Genomic DNA, 15,905 nt, shown 5'->3' on the forward strand with positions numbered 1-15,905 from the left:
GCCATCATGCGTGCCCCGCATCGGGCGACAGTTTCCAGGCCTCGAGCCCCAGCAATGCCAGCGCCCGGTCGTAGCGCTGCGCCACCGGCGTGTCGAAGATCACGGCCGGGTCGGCCGCCACCGTCAGCCAGCTGTTCTCGGCCAGTTCCGACTCCAGTTGCCCGTGTTCCCAGGCCGAATAGCCCAGCGACACCAGCACCTTGCGCGGCCCCGACCCGGTGGCGATGGCTTCGAGCACGTCCTTCGACGTGGTCATCTCCAGCCCGCCCGGAATCGTCATGGTCGACGCATAGACAGACTCGTTGCTGTCCGGCGCATTGGCCGTCACCGGCTCGTGCAACACGAAGCCGCGCTCGGTCTGCACCGGCCCGCCCTGGAACACGGGCCCTTCGCCGAAGGCCGGATTGGACAAATGCAGCTCGACCTTCTCGAACAGCACCCGCAGGTTGATGTCGCTCGGCTTGTTGATCATCAGGCCCAGCGCGCCGCGTTCGCTGTGCTCGCACAGGTACACCACGCTGCGGCTGAAGGTCTCGTCCTGCATGCCCGGCATGGCGATCAGGAAGTGATGCGTCAAGTTCATCGGGGCAGAATCAGAGGACATGCCTCCGATTTTACTGGCCGTTGACAAGACCTATCCCAAGGGTTTGATGTGGTTTCGGCGCGACCTGCGCGTGGACGACAACGCCGCGCTCTACCACGCGCTGAGAACCTGCCGGCAAGTGGTGTGTGCTTTCGTGTTCGACAAGCGCATCCTCGACGCCCTGCCGCGCGCGGACCGGCGCGTCGAATTCATCCGCGAATCGCTCGTGGAACTGGCGACCGAACTGCGCCAGCTCGGCGGCGGGCTGGTCGTGCGCCATGCGGTCGCCGAGGACGAGATCCCGGAGCTGGCCCGCGCGCTCGACGTGCAGGCCGTGTTCGCCAACCGCGACGACGAGCCGGCCGCCCTGGCACGCGATACCCATGTGTTCGGCGCCCTCGCCAATGCCGGCATCCTGTTCCAGACCTTCAAGGACCAGCTCATCTTCGAGCGCGACGAGGTGGTCACCAAGGCCGGCGCGCCCTACACCGTGTTCACGCCCTACAAACGCGCGTGGCTGCAGAAGGTCGACGCGTTCTATCTCAAGCCCTACCCGTCGCGCGGTTATGCGGATGCACTGGTGCCGCCACCCGAGGCCCTGCGCGCACCGGTGCCGACACTGCGGGACATCGGCTTCGAGCCCACCAACCTCGGCCGGCTGGAAATCCCGACGGGCGCGCAAGGCGGCGCCGCGCTGTTCGACGATTTCTTCCAGCGCATCGACCGCTACCAGGTCGCGCGCGACTATCCCGCCGTGCGCGGCCCGAGCTACCTCGGCGTGCACCTGCGCTTCGGTACCGTCTCGATCCGCCAGATGGCCAGCGTCGCACACCAGCTTTCGCTGCAGGGCGACAACGGCGCCGCGACCTGGCTGAGCGAACTGATCTGGCGCGACTTCTATTTCCAGCTGCTGGCCCACCACCCGCGCGTGGCCCAGGGCAAGAGCTTTCGGCCCGAGTACGACAAGATCCAGTGGCACCACGGCAAGCATGCCGACGGCCTGTTCGACGCCTGGTGCAAGGGCCAGACCGGCTACCCGCTGGTCGACGCCGCCATGCTGCAAATCAACCAGAGCGGCTACATGCACAACCGCCTGCGCATGGTGGTGGCCAGCTTCCTCTGCAAGGACCTTGGCCTCGACTGGCGCCGCGGGGAGGCCTACTTTGCTGAGCACCTCAACGACTTCGAACTCGCATCGAACAACGGCGGCTGGCAATGGGCCAGTTCCAGCGGCTGCGACGCGCAACCGTATTTCCGCATCTTCAACCCGGTCACGCAAAGCGAGCGCTTCGACCCGGAAGGCAAGTTCATCCGGCGCTACCTGCCGCAATTGGCGAAGCTGTCCAACGCGGCGATCCAGGCGCCGTGGACGGCGTCGCCGGTCGAGCTGGAAGCGGCAGGGATCACGCTCGGCGAGAACTACCCCAAGCCGGTCGTCGACCATGCCGAGGCGCGCGAGAGAACGCTGCAACGGTACGGCGTGGTCAGGTCGGTTGCCACGCGCAATTGATCGGTTGCTCTGCCCGTGTCGGCAAGCATGACGCCGTGAAGGGTTTGCCGGACAGTCGACAGTGCTGCGAGGACGGCTGGTGCACGATAGCCGTGTGGCGCGTCATCGAGTTCCCTTGCGCGAATCTTCGCTCCGCTCTCTTGAGGTAGCTGCCACCTTCCCCTTCGGGCAAGCGAACTGCCCTTGATCCCGATGGCCTCGGAGCATTTGATGCCGGAGGATTGCGTTCTCTGACCAGGCCGGCGTCCGTAAAAAAAGTGACTCCGTCCGGGAGCTTCTTCCAAACCAGTCCATGGAGGCATTGCGATGCGCACTCACATCACATTTGCAGTTACGGCCGCGATCGGAATTTTGGCGCTGACCTCGATGAGCGCGTCAGCTGTCGAATGCGCAAGAGGCGTCGTGCGAGAAGGTTGCGTTGGTCCCCACGGCGCGGCTGTCGTTGAAAAACCGGTCGCGGTGCGTGAGCCAGCCGTGGTCCATCCCTCTGCGGTTGTGCATCCCCCAGCCGTCGAATGTGCAAGAGGAGTGGTGCGCGAGGGTTGTGTTGGCCCGCATGGTGGTGCAGCAGTCATCCGCAGGTGATTTTCGACGTCTTGCACTTGCGATCAAACGGAGGTTCGACATCGTAGGCGTGGGGCCGCAGGAAGCATATGCTGCGCCTGCGGGGTCCCGCGTCGCGTTCGCTGAATCCTGCGGCCTATCAACCAAAAGGAACCGGAATGACACAGAAGAAACCCAACATCCTGATTCTCTGGGGTGACGATATCGGCATTTCGAACATCAGCCACAACAGCCGGGGCATGATGGGCTATCGGACGCCCAACATCGATCGCATCGCAGAGGAAGGGGTGACGTTCACCGACTATTACTCGCAGCAGAGTTGCACGGCCGGCCGCGCCTGTTTCATTTGCGGCCAGAACCCGATCCGCACCGGCCTGACCAAGGTCGGCATGCCGGGCGCCACCGTCGGTCTGCAGAAGGAAGATCCGACCATCGCCGAATTGCTGAAGCCGCTTGGCTATGCCACCGGCCAGTTCGGCAAGAACCACCTCGGCGACCGCGACGAGTACCTGCCGACGATGCACGGCTTCGACGAGTTCTTCGGCAATCTGTATCACCTGAACGCCGAGGAAGAACCCGAGCTTCCCGACTACCCGAAGGATCCCGAGTTCAAGAAGCAGTTCGGTCCACGCGGTGTGCTGCACTGCGTCGCCGACGGCAAGGGCGGGCAGACGATCAAGGACACCGGCCCGCTGACCAAGAAGCGCATGGAGACGATCGACGAAGAGATCACCGACGGCGCGATCGCCTGGATGGAAAAGCAGGCGAAGGCGGACCAGCCCTTCTTCCTCTGGTACAACTCGACGGCGATGCACTTCCGCACGCACGTCGCCGAGAAGAACCTGGGCAAGAGCGGACAGGACCCGTACAGCGATCGCATGGTCGTGCACGACGAGCAGATCGGCCAAGTCCTCGCCAAACTCGACGAACTGGGCATCGCCGACAACACCATCGTCATGTACTCCACCGACAACGGCCCGGAGAACGACACCTGGCCTGACGGCGCCACCACCCCGTTCCGTGGCCAGAAGGATTCCAACTGGGAGGGCGGCTGGCGGGTGCCGTGCTTCATGCGCTGGCCGGGCAAGATCAAGGCCGGCTCGGTGCTGAACGGCATCGTCTCGCACATCGACATGTTCCCGACCTTGCTCGCGGCGGCCGGCAATCCGGACGTGAAGCAGCAACTGCACGAGGGCTGCACGGTGGACGGCAAGAAATTCAACGTCCATCTCGACGGCTACAACCAGATCCCCTACCTGACCGGCGAGGCCAAGGAGAGCGCGAGAAACGCCATCGTGTACTTCAGCGACGATGGCGAAGTGATCGCGGTGCGGGTGGGCGACTACAAGTTCCACCTGGCCGTGCAACGCGCCAACACGATGCGACAGTGGGCCGAGCCGTTCGTCAAGCTTCGCCTGCCCTACATCATGAACCTGCGCCGAGACCCCTACGAGCGGGCCGAATTCAACTCGAACACCTACCTGGACTGGATGGTCGACCACGTGCCGCAGCTCTACCTGATGCAGGCGGTGATTGCAGGGCAGATCGAGGAATTCGCGAAGTTCCCGCCGCGCCAGAAGCCCGCTTCGTTCAACCTGGACGCGGTGTTGGCACAGGTGGCGGGGCACGGCCATTCCTGAGCTGCGCGAAGCGCCGGGTGGGGATGCCGAACGGGTGGCGCGGGAAGTAAGCGCCTTCTATGAACGTCATCCCTACCCGCCTCCGGTCGATGACCTGGAGCCCTACCGGAAATCGTGGAACGACGAGAGGCGGCGCGCCGATGCGCACCTCTTCTGGCCGCGCGCGCCGTATCGGGACGATCGGACCATCCTGGTCGTCGGATGCGGCACCTCGCAGGCAGCCAGGCACGCGCTGCGCTGGCCCCGGGCGAAGGTCCTCGGGATCGATGTCAGTTCGACGAGCATCGAGAGCACCGAGCGCCTCAAGCGCAAGCACGGACTGGACAATCTCGAGCTGCTCCAGCTCCCGGTGGAACGCGCAGGCGAGCTTGGACGCAGCTTCGAGCACATCGTCTGCACGGGCGTGCTGCACCACCTGCCCGATCCCGAGGCGGGCCTGAGGGCCTTGCACGGCGTGCTGGCGCCAGACGGTGCCATGCACCTGATGGTCTACGCGCCCTATGGCCGTGCCGGGGTGTACCTGTTGCAGGACTACTGCCGCCGGCTCGGCATCGGCGCGACGCCGCAGGAGATCAAGGCGCTCGCGCAGAGCATGCAGGCCCTCCCGCCGGATCATCCATTGATGCCGGTGCTGCGCAATGCGCCGGACTTCGGCGACCCGGCCGCGCTGGCCGATGCGCTTCTCCATCCTTGCGACCGGGCCTATTCGGTCCCGCAGCTATTGCAATTCATCGAGGCTGGCGGTTTCCGCTTCGGGCGCTGGATCGAGCAGGCCGCCTACCTGCCGCAGTGCGGCGTGCTGGCGTCCGTCCCCCATCACCCCCTGCTCGCCCGACTCGCGGCGCCGGAGCAATTCGCCGCAGTGGAATTGTTCCGGGGATCGATGATTCGCCACAGCGCCGTGGTGTACCGCGACGATCGACCGCATCATGCGCCGATCGATTTCAAGGGCGATGAATGGCTCGACTACGTGCCGATCCGCGTGCCGGACACGATCATGGTGCAGGAGCGATTGCCGCCGGGCGCCGAAGCCGTGCTGATCAACCGGCATCACACCTACACCGACCTGTACCTGCCGATCAACTCGTATCAGAAAGAGCTGGTCGATTCCATCGACGGGAAGAAGTCCATCGGCGAGATGGTGTCTGGAAACTCACTTCGCAATGTCGCGCGTGTCCTGTTCGAGGGGCTCTGGTGGTACGACCAGGTGGTGTTCGACGGATCGCGCGCACGCAGTGGAAGAACAGCATGAACGGGACAGAGAAGGAGCCATGCCAGATACCTTTGGACTCGCAATCCCTTGCATTCAAGGTGTTTGCGGCTCTGCGGACCAGCGAACGAATCTCATAGGCTTCCAAGTTTGTCTGGGGGCTTATCTCGGTCGGGGGCAGTTGCGGGCACTTGCCAGCGAGGGAGGAGCCTGGATTCCAACAACCAAGACCAAGGGCAAGGTCGAGCAATTCAGACTTTCCGCCAAACGGCGACATCAAAGTGGCGCCAAACCAGGCCCGAAGCCATCCACCGCTCGCCGAACGCCGCCTGCAGAGACGCAACGGAAGTTGGCATCACATACCGAGACTTCAAGTCGGCCAACAGCTGCCTTGATTTCGAGGGCCTCGTCTTTCTGGCCCACGGGTAGGTCGCTGAGCTGCCTTCAGGCTGCGTGCAAGCACCCGCATCCGGGCCACCCGCTGCGGCCCCGGACCGGCAGCAGGTCAGGCCGCAGCCGCCAGCACCCTGTCGTCGGTGAACGCCCGCACCAGGCGCAGCAGTTCCTCTTCCGAGTACGGCTTGCCCAGGTAGTGGTTCACGCCCAGTTGCTTGGCATGCTCGCGATGCTTCTCGGCGATGCGCGAGGTGATCATGATGATCGGCATGCCGGCCAGCGACTCGTCCGCGCGGATGTTGCGCGCCAGGTCGAAGCCGTCCATGCGCGGCATCTCGATGTCCGACAGCACCACCGCCGGACGCTCCTGCTGCAGCCGCTCCAGCGCCTGCAGGCCGTCCGCCGCCAGGGCCACGCGATAGCCTTCGCGCTGCAGCAGGCGTTGCGTCACGCGGCGCACGGTGATCGAGTCGTCGACCACCAGCACCAGCGGCACCTGCGGCGGGGCTTGCTGCGCCTCGACCGCCACCGGCACGTTGGCATGGCCGCCTGCGCCAGCCTTCGCCATCGACGGAATGCCGGTAGCCTGCAGCGCGCGGGCCTGGTCGCCGTGCACCGCGGCCAGCGCCACCGGGTTGTAGATCAGCGCCACCGCACCCGAGGCCAGCACCGAGATGCCGGCCATGCCGGGCAGCCGCGCCAGTTGCGGACCGAGGTTCTTCACCACCACTTCCTGGTTGCCCAGCACTTCGTCGACGTGCAGCGCCACGCGCTGTGCCGCGCTGCGCACCACCACGACCACGTTGTTCTTGGCCAGGCCGCGCTCGCTGCGCGCGCTTGCCTGCAGCAACGCGCCGCTCCAGAAGTACGGCACCTGCTCGCCGCCGAAACCGTACTGCTGGTTCAGGTACGCCGATTCGAGGTCTGCCGCACTGGCGCGCTGCACCAGTTCGACCAGGCCCGAGGGCACGCCGAAAGACACGTTGCCAGCGCGCAGCATCACCACGTGCGTCACCGCGGTCGTGAGCGGCAGCACCAGCTTGAAGGTGGTGCCCTGGCCGGGCGTCGATTGCGTCTCGATGCGCCCGCCGAGCGCGGCCACATGCGAGCGCACCACGTCCATGCCGATGCCACGACCAGCCAGTTCCGAGACCTGCGCCGCCGTCGAGAAGCCCGGCTGGAAGATGAACTCCGACACTTCCTGGTCGGACGGCTGATGGTCCCACGCGATCAGGCCGAGGGCGCGTGCCCGCTCGGCGATGCGCTGATGGTCGAGGCCGGCGCCATCGTCGCGGAAGCTCACCGACACGTCGTTGCCTTCGTGGTGCAGCTCGATGCCGATGAAGCCGCTGGCTTCCTTGCCGGCCCGCTCGCGCACCTCGGCGTCCTCGATGCCGTGCGCCACGCAGTTGCGCAGCAGATGCTCGAAGGCCGGCGTCATGCGGTCCAGCACGCCGCGGTCCATCTCGATGTTGCCGCCGGTGATGTCCAGCCGGACCTGCTTGCCGGTGTCTTTCGACGCCTGGCGCACCACGCGGTAGAGGCGTTCCGACAGGTCCTCGAACTGGACCATGCGGGTGCGCAGCAGGCCGCGTTGCAGTTCGCGCGTCTGGCGCGCCTGGGCGCTCAGGTCGTCTTCCGTCGCCTGCACCGTCTTCTGCAAGGTGCGCTGCACGGTGGCCACGTCGTTCACCGACTCGGCCATCATGCGCGTCAGTTCCTGCACGCGGGTGAAGCGGTCGAACTCCAGCGGGTCGAAGCCCTGCTGCGAATCCTTGGCCTGGGCCAGGCGCGATTGCATCTGGCTTTCTGCCTGCACCTCGATGTCGCGCAACTGCTGGCGCAGGCGGTCCAGGTTGCCGGTCAGGTCCGTCAGCGAACTGCGCAGCTGGCCGATCTCGACCTCCAGCCGCGAGCGCGTGATGATGACCTCGCCGGCCTGGGCCACCAGGCGGTCCAGCAACTGCGTGCGCACGCGCACGGCCTGGCTCGAAGCCTGGCGCGATACGGCCAGCGCGACCGGTGTCGGCAAGGCGGACCTGGCCGTGGAAGGGGACGGGGACAGCTGCGCAGCCTGCGACGGATCGGCCAGCGGCTCGTTGGCGGACTCGTCGGCTTCGGCGACCGCCGGCATGGCAGGCGCCGGCACTTCCTCCACCAATGCGCGGCGCGTGGCGGCGGCGGCTTCCGCCGCGCGGTTCGCGACCTGTGCCTGCGTGGCATCGTCGGCCGCGCGCAGGTCGTCGAAGGTGGCTTGCAGCACGTCGTGGCGAGCCAGCAGGCGACCGATGGCTTCGCGCGGCACGGATTCGTTGCCGAGCAGTTCGATCTCGGACTCCATGCGGTGCGCGCGCTCACCCAGGCGCATCGCGCCGGCAAGGCGCGCGCTGCCCTTGAGCGTGTGCAGCGTGCGCAGGATCGACGCACGCGGCGCCATCACCTCGGGCTGCTCATGCCAGGCGCGCAATGCCGTGCCGAGCTGCGGCAACAACTCGGCGGCCTCTTCCTCGAAGATCGGGAACAGGTCGGCATCGACCGCATCGACCAGGTCGATCGGGTCTTCGCTGTCGTCGTAGACGGCCGGCTCGACGACGGCGAAGGCGGGCATCGTGACGACGGTGCGGACTTCGGCGCTCGGGGCGGGAACGGCTGGTGCGGCAGCGACGGGCTCGGCGAGCGCTTGGGGCTCGGCAGGGCTGGCCTGGATTGCTTCGACAGGCTCGACTGCCAGGACTGGCTCGAACCGTTCGACTGCGTGGACCGGTTCGACTGCGTGGAGCGGTTCGACTGCCTGGGCCGGTTCGACTGCCTGGACTGCTTCTGCGGCGTCTGCCTCTGCGTCAGTTGCTTCTGACTGTGCCTCTGCTTCGACGGGCTGTGCTTCAACGCGCTCGGTTTCGACGCGTTCAGCTTCGACGGGTTCGAACGCCGGGATCGAGGCTTCGACGGATTCAGCCGCAGCGCGCTCCGCTTCGTCCGTTTCGATTTCGCCTGCGGCCGGTCCGGCTTCCAGGCCTTCCACCTCGACCGCTTCGGCCTCTGCGGGTTCGACGTCCGGACCCTCGCCCGCTTCGAGCGCTGCCTCGGCCCTCTCTTCCTCGGCCCGCGCAACCACCGGCTCATCGGCCTCGACCGGCATCGGCGAAGCCGCGACCTCTCGCAATGCAGCCAGGGTCTCGGGCGCCGGCTCCTTCAGGAAGCCAGCGGCAAACTGATGCAGCAGCCGGCGCAGTTCTTCCGTCGCGGCAATGAGGACCGTGCCCTGCTGCGGCGTGCCGCCGCCCTGCAGGTGCAGGTGCTGCAACGCGGACTCCAGCAGGCGCGACATGCCCGACAGGCTTTGGAAGCCGACCGTGGCCGAGCTGCCCGCGAGCGAATGCGCCAGCGCGACGGCCGAATCGGGCATCGGCACTCCGGGCTCCAGCGCCCACTCGCTGACGTCGCTTGCCAGTTGGCGCGACCATTCGTCGGCCTCGTTGAGGAAGACGTTGTAGAGGGCGATGCCGATGCGCAGCGGGCCGATCGCCTTGATCGGGTCGTCCGCGCTGGGCGGGGCCGGCGGCTCCGCAGCTGCGGCGGTGGCCACGAGTTCCGGCTCGGCGGCCACGTCGACGGGCTCGTGCCCGGCGACGGCTTCGATCGGTGAGTCTGCGTCCGCTGTTGCGTCGACTTCGGCATCAAGGGCCGCGACAGGATCCATGGCGGCGTCAGCATGCACAGCTGCGTCAGCAACACCGGCTGCCTGAGCATCAACCACTGCGCCTGCGTCCGCCTGCGCTTCAGCGACGGCATCTGTGTCAAGCGTCGCCGCCGTCAATTCGTGCGGCGGCACTTCCGCACCGGCCGCTTCTTCCAGCGGCGCTGCCGCCTGCGGCAGCGGCTCGGCTTCTGCGGGTTCCTGTGGATCGAAGTCGACCTCCACCACGGGCGCGACGGCCGGCGCCGCGGGCGCCTCGTCCGTCGACGTGAGTTCCAGCGGGAAATCGATCATCGCCTCCACCGGCGCATCCATTGGCGCTTCCATCGACGCGTCAGACGGCATGTCGGCCAGCGGTTGCAGGTCCGTCGATTCGAAGGAAAAGTCCTGCGCCGATGGGGCCGCGGCTGCGAAGAAGTCGATGTCCTCGGCGCCCGCGATCGCCGCGGTGTCGGGCTTGACTGGCTGCGCCGGCTCATCGAGACCGGCGAGGTCGGTCGTGTCGAAGGAGCCGAGGAATTCGTCGTAGCTTTCCTTGCGCGCCGGCGTCTCGTCGACCGCGCCGCGCGAGTGCAGGCCGGACCAGTCGGTGGCCGCGTCGGCCAGAGGCGCGGACGTGGGCGGCGCGGACGGTGCAAAAAATGGCGGCACATCGGACCGCGACACCGGTACGTCGAAGGACGGCGTGTCGAAGTCGGTCGACGCAAAGTCCAGGTCCGGCAGCTCGGGCATCGGCGGCCGGGCGTAGGCGCTGTCGGGCAGCGGCACCGAGACGTGCACCGGCTCGGCCACGGGCGCCGGCGCTGGCGGCTCGTCGGCGATGCGGCGCGCGGCCACGGCCAGTTGATCGGCACTGGGCATCGGTGCCGGCGCCGGAATCTGCTGGCCGCTGCTCAGTGCTTCGGCCAGGGTGTGGAAGGGTTCGGCCTGCCAAGTGTGCGGCTCGCCCGATGCGATGGCCTCGACCCATTTGGCGAAGTCGCGCATCGCCGTGCCGGCGCCTTCCAGCAGGTCCGGCGTGGCCGGCCGCTGGTCGGCCAGCCAGGTGTTGAGCACCTGCTCGAAGGACCAGGCTGCGTTGCCGTACTCGGTCAGGCCGACCATGCGCGAACTGCCCTTGAGCGTGTGGAACGCGCGACGCAGCACGGTCAACTCGCCGATGTCCGCCGGGTCGCGCCCCAATGCCGCAATGGCCGCGAGGCCGTTGTGCAGCACTTCGCGCGCTTCGTCCAGGAAGATGCTCTGCAGGTCGTCTTCGTCCAGCTCGGTCACTTCGGTGTCCGGCAGCGCCTCGAGCGGTGCCGGGCCGGTGATCTTCGCGGTCCAGCTGTCGGTGGCGCGGCGGAACTCCTCGATCGGCGTGGCCGGCTTGTTCTTCGGCGTGGCCAGCGCGGCCAGGCGCGCGGCGATCTGCGCGTCGATTTCGTCGGCGCTCAGGAGGGATTCGGCACGCGGCGGTGTGACCGCGGCGGATGTCGGCGCGAGGGCCACCGGCGCGGCCACGGGTGCGGCCAACGGTGCGGCAACAGGCACGGCGACGGGAGCGACAGGTGCCGGCTCCGCCACCTCTTCGGCCTCCGCCGCCTGGCGGCCCATGAGCGGCTTGAGTTCGCCCGTCTTCTCGTCGAACACGAACAGCCGCTTGGCCAAGGTCGGCTGGTAGCCCAGCATGTCGATCAGGAAGCCGAGCGCGCCGAGGTTGTTGCCCAGCGAGTCGAAGGCCCCCGACTCATCGGCGGGCTCGCTGCCGGCCATCAGTTGCTCGACGTTGTCGCGCATGCGCTGCACGGTCTGCGCCGCCTGCTCCAGGCCCAGCACCGAGAACACGCCACGCATCTGCATCAGTTGCGTCGGCACCGTGCGCAGCAGCGTCTTCTCTGCCGGCCGGCGGAAGAACTGGTCGAGCGACTTTTCCAGCTCGCCAAGGTGGGCACGCAGTTCATCGACCACGGTGCCCATGGTCTGGCGATCGCTCACGCGGCGATACAGCTCTTCCATCCACGACTCGAGCGGCTCCGACTGGCCGCTCTCGCGTGCACGCTCGATGCGGCCGGCCAATTGCACGGTGCGCGCGGTGAGCTGCCGGTCATGCGGGTCGAGGTCTTCGAAAGCGGCCTCGAGGTACAGCACCGAGGTGGCGACTTCCATCGCCAGTTCGGTCTTCGGCGGCTTGCCGGACTTGATGGAAGACTCCACCGCGTTGGTCAGCGCCTGCGCCATCGGCAGGCTCGGCGGATGCAGCTTCTGCAGCGACTCGGCCAGCTGGGCGAAGGTGTCCGCCACCTGCCGCAGGCGCGTCACGTCGCCGCCGGACAAGGCCGACCACATCTCCTTGGCAGTCTCGATGCGCTTGCGCGCCTGCGCCAGCACGACCGGGTCGAAGCGGCCGAACTGCTCGGTGGCGTAGTCGACCGCACGCTCGCCGGCGATGCCCCATGCCGCACGCACGGCGCGCAGGATGCGGGCTTCATCGCGAATGCCCGGCACGGCCTGGGCGCAGAAGAACAACAGATCGTGCGCAAGCCGCTCCGACACCGTGTTGTCGCTGCGCGCCAGCGTGGCGTACTGCAGCAGCACGCGCGAGGCGGCGCGTTTCACATAGACGTCCGCCGGCACCAGCGCTAGGCCCAAGGCCTCGAAGAAGGCAGCCGCGATGGCCCAGAAGTCCGCCACGTGCGGCACACCCGCGCCGCGCGACAGGCCGACGCAGATTTCCTGCAGCCGGCGCGCGGCCTCGTCGTCGCCGCTCTTGACGACCTTGAGCACCTCGCGGTCGAGCCGCGAGCGCACCGCCGGGTCGTACACCAGCGCCGGCTTGTGGCTTTGCAGCGAGATGTTGGCCCAGTGCCAGGACGTGGTCCACAGGTCGGCCGGATGCACACGCTCGTTGCCGACCAGTTCCAGCACGTCGCGGTACTGCGGGAACAGCGCCACGGAAGACACCGTCTTGCCCGCGAGCATCGCGTTCAGGAAGTCGGCGACGGCAAAACCGGCGCGGTCCATCTTGAGGACGGCCGCCTCGTTGCAGCGCGAGGGCTCCTGCACGAAGCTCTGCACCGCGAATTCCATGGCGCCGAGCACCAGCGCCGGCGCGCGCTGGTCGACCATCTGCAGCGCGCCGACGGCCTGGTGCAACTGTTGCCGCGCGACGCGCAGCTGGCCGATGTCGGCATCGGGCGCGCCGTTGGACTCACGCAGGAATCGCTTCAGCGACTTGCTGGTGGCATCGACCGATTTCTGGATCTCTTCGAGCACCCAGGCCAACGGCCCCAGGTCTTCGGTGGCCGGCGCGATGCCGGCGACGGGGGCGGTGGCAGGAGTCGGCACAGTGGGGGCTCAGGCAGTGAATCAGACGATCTTGAAACGGGACACCGATTGGCGCAACTCTTCGGCCATGTGCGACAGCTCGCGCACCTGGGCGGCCGTGGTCCGCGTGCCTTCTCCGGTCTGTTCCGTCACCGCGAAGATGTGCTGGATGTTGGCAGCCACCACGTTGGCCGAATTGGCTTCGCGGGAGGCGGATTGCGAAATCTGCTCGATCAGCTCTGCGAGGCGGCGCGACACGCGGTCAATCTCGGACAGCGCAGTACCGGCGTTGTCGGACAGCTTCGCCCCTTCGACCACACCCTGCGTGGAGCGCTCCATGGCGCCGACGGCATCCTGCGTGTCGGTCTGAATCGCCTTCACCAGCGCCGAGATCTGGCGCGTGGCGTCTGCGGAACGTTCAGCGAGTCGCTGCACTTCTTCGGCCACCACCGAGAAGCCGCGGCCGGCTTCACCGGCAGACGCTGCCTGGATGGCTGCGTTCAGCGCCAGCACGTTGGTCTGTTCGGTAATGTCCGAGATCAGCTCGGTGATTTCGCCGATCTCCTGCGAGGATTCGCCCAGGCGCTTGATGCGCTTGGAGGTTTCCTGGATCTGGTCGCGGATCGAGTTCATGCCGCCGATGGCGTTCTGCACGGCCTGCAGGCCCGACGAAGCGGCTTCCAGCGACTGGCGCGCCACCGTGGCGGACTCCTGCGCCTGCGAGGACACGCCGTTGATGCGCTCGGCCATCGTCAGCACCGACTGGCCGGTGTCGCGGATCTCGCGCAGCTGTTCCGTCGATGCGGCCAGCAGTTCGGTCGAGGTGTTTTCCACCTGCGACGTGGTGCTCGCCACGCGCGATGCCGTGTTCTGCACGTTGCCCACCAGCAGGCGCAGTTCTTCCACCGTGTAGTTCACCGAGTCGGCGATGGCGCCGGTGATGTCTTCGGTCACCGTGGCTTCCTGCGTCAGGTCGCCTTCGGCCACTGTCTGCAGTTCGTTCATGAGGCGCAAGATGGCAGCCTGGTTGGCGGTGTTCACGCGGCTGGCTTCCTCGCGCTGCATGTCGGCGGCAAGGCGCTCCTGCTCGGCGATGGCGGCACGCTCGCGGCCTTCGCGAACCTGCACGAAACCGATGGCGCCGGCGAGTGCCAGTGCGGCGACCGACAGCACCAGCAGCATCAGGATGGTGCCGGCGCCGAGGCCGGTGCGGGCCGACAGCTTGTCCTGCAGTTCGCCGAGCAGGCCGCGCAGCGGCTCGCTGTCGGTCAGGATCGTGTTTTGCGCTTCGCGTGCGGTCACCAGGCCTTGCAGGTTGCCAAGGATGGAACCGGCCTGGGCGCGCGTCTGCTCGAAGGTCTTGAGGATCTGTTCGAGTTGCGCGCGGGTCTGTGCATCACGCGTCGTCGGCAGGCGCTGTTGCGAGTTGCCGTCGAGCAGGCCCTTGGTCACTTCCTGGAAAGTGTTCAGGTCCTTGCCCAGCAGGAACACGGCGTCGGGGCTCACGCCTTCAACCGTCAGGAATTCGTTGGCCGACTTGCCGATGCGCTGCGTCAGCATCACGAGCTGGCCTGCGGCCGAGATCTCGGGGATGGTGGCGTTCTGCTGCATCTTCAGCGAGGCCACGGTCTCGGCCATTTCAAGCAGGTCGGAGGACTGGCGGTTGATGCCGCGCAGCGCGGTGCCCACCTGGGTCAGGATCTTCTGCTGCGACAGCACCGCCTTGGCGCTGGCATCCGCACGCTGGACCAGCGGCGTGATCTTCGCGAACTCCTCGTCGTACTGGCTGCCCACGCGCTCCAGCTTGAGCGATTCGTCGCCGTTGGCCAGGCCCTGCACGCGACGCGACAAGTCGTCGGCGCTGTCCTTCACTTCGGCGAAGGCCGGCACGCTGCCCACCAGCGCCTGCGAGACCGACTTGGCCAGGCGTTGCGACTGCATCAGCGACTGGCCAGTGGCCGCCACCTGTTGCGCCAGGCGTTCGGCGCGAAGAATCGAGGAACCCGCAACCAGCAGCAGCAACAGCACCACGCCGGCCAGCGCGGCGGCCAGGATGCGCTGCTGGCGCGCCGAGTTGGAGCGCGGCGGCTCGCCCGTCGGGGCGGCGCTGGCTGCGGCGGCTGGGGCGACCAACATCGGCTCCACAGGCATCGACGGCTCCATCGAAGGCGCCACCAGGGGCTCCATCGTCGGCTCGATCGGCGCGGCGTCGCCAGTCACCGGCGCATCGTTGGCCGCAGGGACGGGCTCACCCGCGACATGCGTGGTCGGGGCCATGGCGTCGCGATGCACATGCACGGTTTTTTCGTCCATCGGCTCGACGATCTCGACATCGTCGGGCAGCGGGGCGCCGTCGGCGCGAACCGCCACGCTGTCGTCGTGGGTGGGTAGGAGTTTCTTGAACTTTTCGGCGATGGGGCTCACGGTCAGTCCTCTTTTGATTTCAATGTCCGGCCAGCCGTCAGGCAGCGCCGATGCTCAGGAATTCAGGTTGTTGCGAAAGGGCTTGCAGGTTGACTTCCTGCCACCTGGCGCCATCGGCGTCGATGTAGGCGTGTCCCATCCAGCCCGGCGCGTCGGCATCCGGGGCTGCGGCATCGGTGAAGGCTTCCACGCCGCGCAGGCCGATCAGGCGATCGATCTGCAACGCGCAATTGACTTCCAGCAGTTCGTTGAGCGCCACCAGCCGCGACTGCGCCCGGGTCGCTTCCGTCACCGCCGCGGCGCTGCGCTGGCCGGTGGCGAAGGTGGACAACTGCACCACGCCATAGAGCCCGCCGCGCAGGTTGGCCACGCCGAGGAACCACGGCTCGGTGTAGGGCACCGGCTGCGGTTGTGTCCACGGGAATATTTCGCCCGCATGCCCGAGCGGAAAGAGGTACCTGGCATCCCCCGCCTCGACGGCCAGCCACGAGGCCGACACACCGGTGCTGCGCGCCGCTTGCAGGCGACCCGCAAGGCGGGATTGAAATGCGCGCAGGGCGTCGCGATTGGCCATG

At 67.2% G+C, this 15,905-nt stretch carries 7 protein-coding genes; 3 read left to right on the plus strand and 4 right to left on the minus strand.

What is annotated here, in order from left to right; genetic code table 11:
- Positions 1-4: 4 nt before the first annotated feature.
- A complete protein-coding gene (locus HB681_RS23800) occupies positions 5-604 on the minus strand; it encodes a YqgE/AlgH family protein (RefSeq protein WP_213957345.1) in 600 nt (199 codons plus the stop codon).
- On the opposite strand from HB681_RS23800, the gene HB681_RS23805 reads away from it, so the two are divergent.
- From HB681_RS23805 to HB681_RS23815, 3 genes are all read left to right on the plus strand, one after another.
- On the plus strand, positions 603-2,093 hold the full coding sequence (locus HB681_RS23805) for a deoxyribodipyrimidine photo-lyase (RefSeq protein WP_213957346.1): 1,491 nt from the start codon (positions 603-605) through the stop codon (positions 2,091-2,093). The two genes, HB681_RS23800 and HB681_RS23805, sit on opposite strands and share 2 nt — an antisense overlap.
- A gap of 722 nt (positions 2,094-2,815) precedes the next feature.
- Complete coding sequence (locus HB681_RS23810) at positions 2,816-4,297, plus strand: arylsulfatase (RefSeq protein ID WP_213957347.1); 1,482 nt, start codon at positions 2,816-2,818, stop codon at positions 4,295-4,297.
- A 34-nt stretch (positions 4,298-4,331) separates the two neighbouring features.
- Positions 4,332-5,549 (plus strand): class I SAM-dependent methyltransferase, encoded by a 1,218-nt coding sequence (locus tag HB681_RS23815; protein ID WP_213957348.1) that lies wholly within the window; start codon positions 4,332-4,334, stop codon positions 5,547-5,549.
- Positions 5,550-6,012: 463 nt separating this feature from the next.
- Here the strand turns inward: HB681_RS23815 and HB681_RS23820 are convergent, their stop codons facing one another.
- From HB681_RS23820 to HB681_RS23830, 3 genes are read right to left on the minus strand one after another with little or no spacing between them, the layout of a single operon-like run.
- Positions 6,013-12,927 (minus strand): Hpt domain-containing protein, encoded by a 6,915-nt coding sequence (locus tag HB681_RS23820; protein ID WP_345944732.1) that lies wholly within the window; start codon positions 12,925-12,927, stop codon positions 6,013-6,015.
- 21 nt (positions 12,928-12,948) lie between these two features.
- Positions 12,949-15,330 (minus strand): methyl-accepting chemotaxis protein, encoded by a 2,382-nt coding sequence (locus HB681_RS23825; RefSeq protein ID WP_213957349.1) that lies wholly within the window; start codon positions 15,328-15,330, stop codon positions 12,949-12,951.
- 37 nt (positions 15,331-15,367) lie between these two features.
- The gene (locus tag HB681_RS23830) at positions 15,368-15,904 is read right to left on the minus strand and encodes a chemotaxis protein CheW (RefSeq protein ID WP_213957350.1); all 537 of its coding nucleotides are present in this window, start codon (positions 15,902-15,904) and stop codon (positions 15,368-15,370) included.
- Position 15,905: the final 1 nt, after the last annotated feature.

This window comes from Variovorax sp. dw_954 (genome assembly GCF_018449755.1).
GTDB lineage: Bacteria > Pseudomonadota > Gammaproteobacteria > Burkholderiales > Burkholderiaceae_C > Variovorax.

Coding starts and splice junctions, on each gene's coding strand:
- HB681_RS23805 (WP_213957346.1), top strand. CDS start 603: ATGCCTCCGATTTTACTGGCCGTTGACAAGACCTATCCCAAGGGTTTG.
- HB681_RS23800 (WP_213957345.1), bottom strand. CDS start 604: ATGTCCTCTGATTCTGCCCCGATGAACTTGACGCATCACTTCCTGATC.
- HB681_RS23810 (WP_213957347.1), top strand. CDS start 2,816: ATGACACAGAAGAAACCCAACATCCTGATTCTCTGGGGTGACGATATC.
- HB681_RS23830 (WP_213957350.1), bottom strand. CDS start 15,904: ATGGCCAATCGCGACGCCCTGCGCGCATTTCAATCCCGCCTTGCGGGT.